Source organism: Pseudoalteromonas luteoviolacea (assembly GCF_001696455.1).
In the GTDB taxonomy this organism is placed as follows: domain Bacteria; phylum Pseudomonadota; class Gammaproteobacteria; order Enterobacterales; family Alteromonadaceae; genus Pseudoalteromonas; species Pseudoalteromonas luteoviolacea_C.
The window spans coordinates 67,829-80,701 of sequence record NZ_MAUJ01000010.1; the positions used below are offsets into that span (position 1 = coordinate 67,829).

At 48.5% G+C, this 12,873-nt stretch carries 3 protein-coding genes; all 3 read right to left on the reverse strand.

The features are described 5' to 3' along the window. Nucleotides 1–61: 61 nt before the first annotated feature. Complete coding sequence (locus tag A7985_RS21655; protein ID WP_065792533.1) at nt 62–3,874, reverse strand: non-ribosomal peptide synthetase; 3,813 nt, start codon at nt 3,872–3,874, stop codon at nt 62–64. Then, on the reverse strand, nt 3,871–9,450 hold the full coding sequence (locus tag A7985_RS21660) for a non-ribosomal peptide synthetase (RefSeq protein ID WP_065792534.1): 5,580 nt from the start codon (nt 9,448–9,450) through the stop codon (nt 3,871–3,873). Before A7985_RS21660 ends, A7985_RS21655 begins: the two co-directional genes overlap by 4 nt. A 67-nt stretch (nt 9,451–9,517) precedes the next feature. Further along, nucleotides 9,518–12,820: a non-ribosomal peptide synthetase gene (locus tag A7985_RS21665; protein ID WP_141685410.1), complete on the reverse strand. Its 3,303-nt coding sequence runs from the start codon at nt 12,818–12,820 to the stop codon at nt 9,518–9,520. Nucleotides 12,821–12,873: the final 53 nt, after the last annotated feature.

Consider the following 12,873-nt stretch of genomic DNA (forward strand, 5'->3'; position numbering starts at 1 on the left):
CGTAAAAAGGGGCGTTTGTTACCCAAACACCCCTAAAAAGCTATTTTGTAGATTGCGTCGTTTAACTGTTTTGAACAGCAATGACATTAATTAACTGCAAATGACGCACCACCTCTTGGTGTCCAACATCAAGTTGCTCAGCTAACAATGGCGTACCATTACTCGCCAGTTGTTTACTGTAAGCATCAATATCGCTAGCAAGGCGTTCCTTTGACCACAAGACATGTGTTGGCAATGCTGTTGGCAAAGTTGGTAAGGTGCACTTCACGGCGCGCAATGCTTTTAAGCGTTCACTCTTGATAAACGTCTCAGCCAATTGCTGCGCGGCAATCGCGCTGTAGGGTAGCGGTAAAGATTCCGCAACAGATTGCCAAAACGCGTGTAAATGCGCACTTAACGCCTCGCTATCAAGCTCCTTGTCACCCAACAGTGGTGCAAAGTAACTGTTGACACGTTGTGTCCACGATTCACCGCCATTATCAACCACCAGCGTTAAAAATTCGTTGACCGCATCTAACTGCGTAACGTTGCCCGCTTGTGCGGTTGGGATCCACGAATCAGCCAAGTACAACTGTGTAACACGTTGCCCTGCAATATCCAACAAGGTTGCCACTTTTGCAGCCAATAAGCCGCCCATAGACCAACCTAACAACTCAATAGGTTGCCCATCAAATTGCGCGATAATTTTGTCCGCGTATCTTTTCGCCAACGCATCAAAGTCATGCACAGCAAGATCGGCCTCATTCGGTTCAAGGGCAAATAAGTTGACCTGCTCATTCAAATGCTCTGCCAGTGCACGATAACTCAAGGTCAACCCTAAGCCATCATGGAAACAAATAACCTGGCGATTACCCGCTTTGTGGCTGTTCATTGGCGTGATCTGCTCCACGGTCTCAGTGCTGAGTACACTGGCCAATTTCGCGACACTCGGCGCTTGGAACAAAACACCTAAATCAAAGTGTAGATCCGATGCTTCTCTATCAGCCCAGCGCTTAACCAACTTGATCGCCGCAATGGAGTGCCCACCTAATTGGAAAAATGACGCGCTACGGCTAACTTTATCCAGCTCCAGTACTTGTGCAAATACCGCCGCGAGTTTGTTTTCTAGCTCCCCTTGCGGCGCTTCATAAGCCTGTGTCTGACTCGTAAATACAGGCAGTGCCTTGCGATCAACTTTACCATTACCCAATCGTGGCCACTGTGCCACCGCCATAAACGCAGAGGGGATCATCGCCTCAGGTAAACTAAGCGACAAAGCACTTTGCAGCGCTTGGGTCGCCTCACTGTCTAATGTCCCATCTTCATACTGATTGGCAATCAAATAGGCATTTAAGCGCACTTGTCCATCCACTTGGTCTGCAACCACGAGTGCATGTTCAATACTGTCTATTTGCTCAATACACGCCGCGACTTCTCCTAGCTCAATCCTAAAGCCACGTACTTTCACTTGATCGTCTTTGCGCCCTAAAATCATCACCGAGTTGTCCGGCATATAACGCGCCAGATCACCTGTGGCGTATACACGTTGATTCAATGCACTATGTACCATAAAAGCAGCGTGCTCTGGCTGACCCAAATAGCCGTCGCTCAACTGCGCACCAGCGATAAATAACTCGCCTACTTCACCATAGCTACACAGTTCTCCTGCTTGGTTAAGCACATAAGTAGATGTACCGGCAAAGACCTGACTGAGCTTAGCCACACCGCCGTCGCCTGTCTCATAGCGATGACACATCACCCCGATGGTGGCTTCACTAGGTCCATAATGATTATAAATTTCGCTGTGCGGTGCCCACTGCTGCAGTGAACGCAAGAAGGTGTTTGGACACGCTTCACCACCAAGCACAATTTTTTGCGGGAAATAAGGCAGTGCTTTAAGGTCGCAAAGCGCCTGCAGGTGAGAAGGCACGATTTTAATGCAGTCAATCTGATACTCAGATAAAAACGCCCCAAACTCTGTGCTGTCCATACTTTGCTTTTCACTGGCAATACATAGTCGTTTACCAAGATACAAAGCATTAAATAAGCAGGTATACCCCAAGTCTGCCGCCACGGTCGCTGTCAGTGCAAAGTTATTCTGCTCAGACAAACCCAGTGCTTCACAAGAAGCTGCACAATACGCACTCAACTGCTGCTGGCCGATACGTACGCCCTTTGGTGTGCCCGTCGAGCCCGAAGTAAAAATGCTATAGGCTAGGCTAGTTTCTAATGATGCAAGTGTTGGCAACGCCACATCACTCTCGGCCTGCAATGCTGATAATGTCACACCCGTTTGCACTGACTGCGCTATCATGATGGCATTATCAAATTGAGCAACGACCTTGTCGACACGTGTCTGCGGCCAGCTTGGATCTAATGGCACAAAGCCAAATCCCGCGCGCATACTGGCAAGCATCGCCACGATTAAATCTGTGCTTCGTGGTAACAGGAGTAATACTGGCTGTGTTGAGTCTGGTTGTCTGGCCCTTAATCCCTGCGCTGTGCGTTCAACTTGTTGCCATAACTGGCCATAAGTGAGCGTGCTGTTTGCATCTGAGAGTGCCACAGTATCGGCACCTGAGCTGGCAAAACCTGCAACACGTTTGATCACCGTTTCAGCTGGGGTGGCCAATTGAGCACCACTGATGGCCAAAAGCTGTGATTTATGTACGTCACTTAATATGCTGATATCTGAAGATTGAGTATGCACCTCTGCAGATTGAATAACGCGCAGTACCTGAGCCAGTTGCGCCAACAAACTACTTACCGCGGCAGCAGAAAAACTGTTTTGACAGTAATTTAATGTCAATGTGCCCTGCTGAGATACCGCTAAGTTGAGCGCCTGATGCTGACTCACCTGCCAATCAGGCTGCGCGCTGTGCAGCGGCACTACTGCATCCGTCGTATTGAGTGCAGTATTGAGCTGCGCCAAAGAAATACTTTGCGCTACCTGACGATGATTTTCACACTGCTCGTTTAGCGCACCTAACCAACCGTGCAAGCTCTGTGCAGGTTGATATTCAACGATAAGCGGTAAGCTTTTCGCGTATCGACCCAATGCGCCTTCAAACGCTTCGTCTTCAAGGCGGGGATCGTAATGCAGTGCGGTCAAAAAGCGCGGTGTCGTTGCCAAACGCGCCATCAACCACCACCATGCATATTGTGCAATGTTCTGCGGCGATGTCTCCAATGTTTCTGCAAACTGCGTAACGCCTTGCCATAGCGCAGCATCAATCTCATTTTGCACTTGCGTATAGCTTCGCTCACCTTCACTGACCGTGCCCATATTGTATGGCAGTTGCAATGGCGCAGGGATATCCCCTGTTAAATAGTTTTGCCAGTACACTTGGCCAGCTAAACCATCCTCGTCTTGCAACATTTCTTGCTGCCAAGCGACAAAATCCGGAAATTGCAGTGCTTCTTCATCATCCGGTTGGCCACCAATGATGGCCGCGATGATTTCCAGTGATGGTAAGTCCACAGCACCTGCAAAACCACGAAGTGCTAAATAACTTTGTTCTGGTGTTTGAACTAGTGTCAGCTGTAAATTGCAACCCACATTAGGTGCAATCTCAACAGGCGAAACCACCGCCAGCTGTGCCAGACTTGGCACGCCAACTTTTGTCCATTCAATGCTATCCACCTTTATTTTGGCATCAAAGCTGGGCACGGCACGCAACCCTTTATAGCCCTCAACTTGTTGATAGTTTGAAGCCAAACTTAAATGAGATTGCACCAGTTCATCTCCATAGCGCTGGATCTCTTGTAAACTCGTTGAACAAGGTACCAATAGCTGCACTAACGTTGAGGTATTTTCATCCCCCTTCACAAAGCGCTGCTGGTTTGCGGTCAGTACAACACCTTGCTGATATTCTTCGATGTACTCTGTGATCATGCTAGGCACTCCTGCTCTGCTTGTGCTGTATTGGCCTCAGCCAATTGTTGTTGAGATACCATATCGCCCATCGCAACGACGATTTTTCTCGGTTCTTCATAAGGGTCACGCGCATGGGCTGCCAACATGTTATCGAGCATCACCACGTCGCCCTTTTGCCAAGCAAATCGCACCGCACAACGCTCATAAGCTTCACCAATCAGGGTCATTTCTTCATAGCTTATCGGCGTACCATCACCAAAGAACACATTGCGAGGTAAGTACTCGTGGCCAACCATTTCGATTAAGTCTTTGCGCACGCTCTCTTCTAAACAAGACTCGTGGTGCAGCTGTACCTGATTAAAGAAAGACGCTTCGCCCGTTAAATGGTGCTTAATCACGCCATGGGTTTTAGTGCGGGTTTGCAAGCCACCATTATCTAGCCAACGGAACTCGGTATTGCTGGCTGTCAGCCTTGCTTCTACTTCCGCTTTATCGTCGGTTTTGTAAAAGTCCTGCCAAGCAACATCAAGATTTGGAATAAAGTTACGCACATAGAGCAGCTCTTTTTCTTTAATTTTTTCCACCAGCTCTTGTGGTAACTCTTTGAGCATACGGCGACAATCCACAATCGGCGTCGCACCGCCAACCACAGATGGCAACTCACAGAAGAACCATTGCTTGCGCGGCCACTTGTCTAGGTGAGAGCTCTCGTTGTGATACAAGATCATCTGACGCTCAGGGTAAGGCGTCGACTTATAGGTTTTCTTACCACCTTCTTTTTTCGGCAAGTCGCCATATTGGCCATATAAACCAGGCTGAATTGCATCTGCAAATGACTCAAATTCCTGAGGTGATTGCAGTGCAAAGTTTCTAAAAATAATGCCACCGTACTGTTTTAAATAACCGTCGATCACATCACGGTTATTGCTTGCCCAGTTAATTGGGTCAAGATCAGGGGACGTCGGCTCTACGAGAATGGGAAACTGCTCAGTGTCTGGTAAAAAATACGTTTTAATCGGCGTGGCAGGTGCCTTCGCACGTTTTTTAAGACCTTTCTTCAATCCTGAAAATGAATTTCCGCGGGCGGCTTTTTGCATAGTTTTAAATTCCTGAATCATTGGCGAAATTACATTGCGAACAGGCTGTTCGCTCATCTCCATGAGTTGCAATACGCATTGCTGCCAACGCCCCAACCATTGCTGCATACTCTCTGGGTTGTAAAGTTGTTTTCTAAACACCCATTGGCATTGCAACTCATCCGCCTCAATGACGAAAAGCGCACTGTCAAATTTACTGCTAATCGCACTGAGGCTATCGGCAGGTTCAAGACTAATGTCATCCATCATCCACTGCTGCTGCGGGGTGTTTTGCATGACAAACAACTGCTGTACTAATGGTTGAATATTGTTCAACCTTGGGGCATCCACTAATTCAGTCAATGACTCCAAGCCCAGCGCTTGATGGGCCATCACCTGCAGTGACAAATCCTGTGTTTGTTTAATAAAATCAATAATTAAAGAATTTTCATCAAGCTGACTACGCTGTGGTAATACCCGCACAAAAAAGCCAATCAAGGCTTCCAGCGCAGGGTTATCACGTCCTGCAAAGTCACTGCCAACCACCACATCAGGCTTATCGTTGATGGCATGTAAGAACAAGAAATAACCAGATAAAAGCAAGGCATTGAGTGATATTTGTTGTTCACTGGCAAAGGCTTTTAAGCGCTTGGTTTGATCTGCGTCAAATGCGCCAACCACTAACCCCCCTTCATTACTCAATTGCGCAGGGCGTGGGTAGTGATTTGGCAATGCACTGTTTGCCGGTGCCGCGGCTAAATGGTCGCGCCAATAAGCTCTCAGCGCGTCCCCGGACTCACCACTGAGTAGCGTTTGCTGCCAGCTGGCATAATCCACATAGTCAAACTGTAATGGCGACCAACTTGGTGGCTGCTGACTCGCAAGCGCCTGATATGCCGTCGCCAAGTCGCCAATCAATACACTCATCGACCAGCCATCGGAAATTATATGATGCGTACTGACCGACAATTGATACTCGCTTTGTCCAAGCTGAATGAGCATGGCGCGCAGCAACGGCGCTTTTGTCAAATCAAATGGCTGATTTTCAAAGTCGCGCTGCAGTTGCTGGCTTTGCGCTGTGCGCTCGCCTTCATTTAAATCCGTCAGTACCTCCACCGCCAGTTTAAAATCAAGCTGCTCACTGACTTGCATACTGGCTTCACCCAAGTGCTCAACAAAGCGCATGCGCAACGAGGCATGGCGTGCAATCACTAAGTCAAACGCTTGCTGTAGCAGGTCAACATCCAGCGCGCCACGCAAGGTGACCGCACCTGAGATATTAAACGCGTGCTTGTCTTGCGCTTTTACCAGTTGATCCGATAACCACAAGCTCAGCTGTGCTGGTGCTAATTCATAACTCGGCTGAGCTGCGACTTTGACCAGCTGAGGTCGCTGAGTACTGTCTGCTTTGCTTAATAACGTGGCTAAAGCGGCGACATTGGGTGCATCAAACACATCTTTTACTGTGCAGTTGCACTCGAGTGTCTCACTGATGCGACTGGCCAATTGCAGTGCGCTAATGGAGTCGCCACCCAAGGTAAAGAAATCATCTTCACGGCCAATCGGTGAGGTCTTAAGGACGGTTTGCCAAATCTCGGCCAATTGCTGCTCTTGCTCATTTGCAGGCTCAACATAGTCTTCACTTTGGCCATCTTGTGCTTTTGGCAAAGCATGTCTATCGATTTTGCCTGAGTTATTCAGTGGCAACTTATCCAATACCATGATCACACTTGGCACCATGTAATGTGGCAATTGCGCTGCTAGTTGTGCTTGTAGTGTACTGCTTTCCAGTCCATGCCCAGCCACATAAGCCACCAAACGCGTGCCGGTTGGTAACTCTTCCGCGATTACCACGGCTTCAGCCACATCTGACTGTTGGTAAAAGTGTGCTTCAATTTCACCTAGCTCGATTCTAAAGCCACGAATTTTCACCTGATGGTCGGTACGTCCCAAATATTCCAACTGACCTGCGTGGTTGTACTTCACTAAATCCCCGGTGCGATACAAGCGGCTGCCCGCGTGACAAAAGGGGTTGGCAATAAAGCGCTCAGCACTGAGTTCAGGACGATTTAAATAACCACGGGCGAGACCATCACCCGCAATATATAACTCACCTGCAACGCCATTTGGCACTGAATTTAACGCGCCGTCCAAAACATAAAATTGATTCGCACGTACGGTTTCACCAAGGTGAATATGGGGCGTCACAACCTGCTGACAAGAAGACCAAATGGTGGTTTCCGTCGGTCCGTACATGTTCCAAAGGGTGACTTGCTTATCGAGTAACTCGGCAGCCAATTCAGCAGGGAGTGCTTCCCCCCCACACAGGCCCAGTATTGGTTTTTCAATTAAGTTCTGCGCCAGCAAGGCACGCCATCCCGCTGGCGTGGCTTGAATCACAGAGACATCCGTCAAAAGAGCAGTACTAAGCTGGCTTTGCTGCTGAGCAATCAGTACCTTCGCGCCTACATACAAGGGCAAATGTAATTCAAGACCAGAAATATCAAACGACAAAGACGTCAGCGCCAGCACCGTATCTTCACGTTGCAGAGCAAATTTGTTCTGCATGGCTGCTAAAAAGTTACTGAGGTTTTGGTGGCTAATGGCCACCCCTTTTGGCTTGCCAGTTGAGCCCGAGGTATAAATCACATACGCCAATTGCGCAGGGTGGATAGTGACACTCGGGGCCGCATTCTCATAACCTTGCAAAGATAACGTCGCGGTATTGCATTGATTGATCTCTGTTTTCACCGGTGCTGCGAGGTTATGCAGCACCAACTGTGAGCCACTGTGCGAGAGGATATACTCAATGCGTGATTGCGGTAACTTGGGATCTACAGGGACATAAGCACCACCTGCGCGCAGTACTGCCAACATGGCCACCAGCATATCCACATCACGCTCATACATCAGCGCCACTTTTTGCTCGCTTTGCAAGCCCTCAGCCAACAGGTAATTGGCCAATTGCGCGCTACGCATATCAAGCTGTGCATATGTCAATGAAGTGCCTTGCAAATCAGATGCGGCAATGTGTTCCTGATGTGTGACAAAGTTCTGCGCCAATAAAGACAAATAATCCACGGCTGGCGCAACTTGCTCTGCCTTTTCTGGTATAGCGTTTACAGACACATTCCCAAGTGCCACATCTGGCGCGCTGGTTAACTTGGAGGCAAATGCAACAAAGGATGCCAATAAGCGCTCTAACACTGGCAGGTCATAGTATTTTGGATCGCCTTCAAATTGGATCAATAAGGTATCAGCTTGCTCAATCACTTCTAATGAAAGCGGGAACTTGGCTTCAAACATGTCGACCACAATGGGCGTCAGTGGCAGTGGCATAGGTCCATCACTGCTGGGCTTGTACTCTGAAAAGTTGTACATGGCTTGGAAATGACTTTGCTCACCCATTTGCTGCCAGCCAAGCTCTCTGGCCAACCACTCATAAGGGATAAGCTGATGCTCAATCACCGTCAGCGTATGCTGCTGTACAGCTTTGGCAACCTCCACCAAGGTGCGCTCGGGCAATGCCTCATTTTTATACAGCTGCGTGTTGACAAAAAAGCCAACAATCTCGCTAATATCCGGATGATTTCTAGCGGCTGTCGGCACACCCAATAAAAACTGCTGTGCGTCACTAAAGCGAGATAAAACTATCTGATACAGCGCCATGGTTAACGATGAAACCGTCAGGTTATGTTGCTGACTGAGCTGTCTCAATGCGCGGGTTTGCTGGGCAGATAACGGCGATTTTGCCACCACGGCATAACGCTCATCACCCATTTTTTCTGCTTTTGGTAGCGCAAGATGTTGAGGCTCAAAATTCACATAGCTTTGCCAATACAAACACGCTTGTTGTCCCATTTCAGACTCAAGGGCATCACGCTGCCACTGGGCGTAATCTAAATATCGCAACCCTGTAGGTAACAGTGGCTCACCAAAATAGGCCCGCACTAAGTCTCTTAAAATCAAATTCAAAGACCACCCGTCACTGGCAATATGATGGTTGTCTAACAGTAAAATCCCGCCTTTGCCGTAAACCATCCAAGCGGCGCGCATTAACGGCGCACAGCGCAAGTCAAACGGCTGGGCAAACCACGTCGTCACGGTATTCGAACCCAAGACATCGGCCGCAGAACATGCTTGCAACGATGTATCTAACGTCAATATTGACAATGGCACTTGCGTATTCTCAACCAAATACTGTTGCGGTGCATTGTCATTGCTAAAGCGCGTCGCCAGCGCCTGATGGGTATTTACCAAGGTATTTAGCGCCGCTTGCAGTTTGTCGATGTCCAAAGGCGTCTCGATGTAAAATGCACGAGGGACATTGTATGAAATCGACTCTGGCGTTAATTGCTGTTGTAACCACAACCTTTGCTGTTGAAAAGACAAGTTGCCAAAAGTGTCTGGGTGTTTCGGGATCTGATTGTCAGTCTCTGGGTGCTCAGCGAGCAGCTCACCAAGTAATTCAAGGTCCAGTTCATCTGCAAGCACATCAAGAATATCGTCGTTGTTCATGTGTATCTCGAAAAAAGGAAAAGGGAGTCGCCGACTCCCATATACAAAGTTGAATGGATTACGTGTATTAGCTGCCCAAGCCGAGCTTTTGCTGCAGCGCTTTGCGCTGCTCGGGCGACAGTGTTGCCAGTTTTAATTGCGTCATGGCGATTTTTTCTAATTTTTGCGGATTGCTATGCTGTGTGCTCAAAGCCGCTGCAAATTTCACTATGGTGGCGTTGTCAAACACGAGGGTTGGCTCAACATCCATGAGCAGCTGCTGCTTAATGCGCGTCACCAGTTTAATGGCGGCTAAAGAATGACCGCCAAGGTCAAAGAAGCTCGCATCACAACTGACTTTGTCCAGCTCAAGAATATTTGCCAGCGCATCCGCCAACCATGTCTCTAATTGCGTGCTAGGCGCAACATAATGGTGAATTTGTAACTTTGTAACGTCAGGCAACTGGCTGCGATCAACCTTACCATTCGCCAGCAGAGGCAACTGTTCAAGCGCCACAAAAAACTGTGGCACCATGGCTTCAGGTAACTGTGCACGTAAACTGGTTTGAAGGTATTGGTTCACATCCCCTGTCAATAGGCCGACAGTGGCGTCACCTTGATAACTGAATCCTGTTAAATAAGCCACTAGCGCGGTTTGACCAGCCACTTTATGCGCCGTGACATAACAGCCTACCGAAGTAAGGCAGCGGCTCACGGCAGCGGCAACATCATTGGGCTCAACACGGAAACCGCGAATCTGCACCTGATCATCCTTACGGCCAGATAAGCTTATACTGCCATCGGGCATATATCTGGCAACGTCGCCTGTAGGATATAAGCGCGGTGCCCACGGACTGTCAGTAATAAAGCCTTCATGCTCACCTTTACCAAGGTAACCACGAGCCAGCTGTGTGCCAGCAATATGTAGCTCACCTTGTTCCCCCATCGCACAGAGCACCCCTTGCTCGTTCAGAATATAAATCGAGGTACCTGCAAACGCTTTGCTCAACTTGGCAACGGTGCCTGCATAACTGGTTAAGTCATGATATTGGTGAGACAGCACTCCGACGGTCGCCTCGGTTGGACCATAGTGATTAAAAACTTGTGTGCTTGGGCTAAGCTGATGAATTTTTTGTAGCAAAGTCGGCGCACTCGCCTCTCCACCCAAAATTAATTTGTGCGGCAGCGCTTTGGGCTCAGCTTCCAATAATGCTTGCAGATGTGAAGGCACAATTTTCACCACCTCAATCTGATGTGCCGTGATAAATTGCGCAAAGGCCTGCCCTTCTCTAACTGCTTGTTCAGGCGCAACGATGAGGCTGCCACCATTATAAAAAGCGTTAAACAAACAGGTGTTACCAATGTCCGCCGCCACGGTTGAAGTCAAACCATAGCGCTCAGCCCCCAAATTAAGTGCCTCACTAGAACCAAAACAATAATGCGCCAATTGGCCATGTTCAATCACCACGCCTTTGGGGGTGCCCGTCGAGCCTGAAGTAAACAACACATACGCCGCTTGCTGCGCATTAGGTAGCGCAATGGTTTCCACTGTAGTGAGTTGTTCAGCCTCACTGAGTAGCGCCGCTAAGCCCAATACATGGTCATAACTTTGCTCGCCAATATGACACGAAGCGCTCGCCGCAGAGATGATTTGCGCTTGGCGCGCTTCAGGCCACACCGGATCAACAGGACAGTATGCCGCGCCCAAACGTTGAATGGCTAAAATCACCAAGACTTGCTCAAAGCTACGCGGTAAAGCCACAGTGACGATGTCATTACTCACCACCCCCTTATTTTTCAGTACCTGAGCAATGCGCAGCAAACGATTGTTCAGTGCTGCGTAATCAAGGCTTTGCTGGCCATCGGTCAGTGCCAATACATCATTTTGCTGTGCAAACTGCGTCATTTTATCAAACAGCAAAGGCACATCAGTGGCTGGGCGGTTGAGTCCCAAGTGGCGCTGTTGCTCTTGCTCAGTGGCAATGGGCAATGCACCAATTGGCGTATGAAGCTGGTTATCTAATTGCATCAACAGGTGTTGATATTGCGCAAGCAGTGCCTGTACGGCATCCGCACTGTAGGCTTGGCTATCATAATGCAGTGTGAGTACCGCCTCATCTTCTTGCAACACACACATCAAATGCAGCTCACTGCTATCATCTAAACGCAGTAGCTGCCCCTGCGCTTCACCATGCCATACCTGCATCAGACAGCGCGGTGCGGTGTTTAATCCATACTGGCCATTACCTGCAAAGGACTCAGCCCATTCAACATGCTGCTCATTTTGAAAATCAAAGTGATTTAACCAAGCACTGAGCGTTTGTGTGGGGCTCACTTCAATGGCCAGTGGTAAATGTAATTGATACACACCCAGTGCCCCTTCAAGCTCTTCGCTGATTTGTCTGGCATCGTAGCCAAGACCACCAACAAAGCCCTTATTTTGGCTGATCCTGGCAAGCAATAACCACCACGCCGCCTGTAATATAACATCACTGTCTAGTTCAAGTTGCTCGGCAAGATTATCAATGCGCTGCAATAACGATGAGTCCAAGGTGCTCACCTGACTTTGCTGAGCTTGCCTATCACTAACCTCCGGCGCTTTGCGATAAGGTAAGTGAAAGTGCTTATCAAGCTGTTGTAATTGATTGCCCACTTGCTGCCAGTAAGCCGCCCCTTGGGCCGCTTCTGGCACAGAATTGGTCTCTTTCACCCAGGCTAAAAAGTCAGGGTATTGAACCACATCGTCATCACACTCAGTGCCATGCACTAATCCATTAATATAGTCATAAACACTGGCAATATCTAAGGCCAGCGCATTGGCGTGGACCAATAAGTAGGTGTGTTGCTGTGCCTCAAAGTGAGTTAATTGAATATTGTGTCCCTGCGCCGCATTTAAAGATATGGGGATTAACTTTGCGCGTTCTACCGCCGTTAAATCCGCAGTACTGTCTAGTGCTTCACAAACAGGTGTCGCCGATTCGACAGGCATCTGATGAATGTCGTCTTGCCCCTCGATTTGCACAAACGCAAACTGCAATATCAGCTGCTGCTGAGCAATCGCTGTTGCTCGCTGACTTATCACTGACTTGCTTAAATCTGATGCTATCGGCACCAATACACTATGTACCGCGAGTGTACTGTGCTCATGTGTTGATACGTGTTGTTTTTGTTGAACACTCAGGCCAAGGCCCTGCGGATATGCATCAATATACTTTTGCATCATGCCAAATGTCTCTTGCAGTAAAGTTGGAGCCATTTGGCACACAGGGTTGCATCCAAACAGCCCATTATGAATTAACCAATAATGTGCTTCCCCTAGGCGTTTGCAGCCAATCACATTGGCATAAGCAGTGCGTTTCACAGCACCATGCATTGGGCGTTGTTTGCCCACAATCTAGGGATGTCTTTTAATGACGAGCAAGGTAGGTTTTTTTTTAAGGAAAA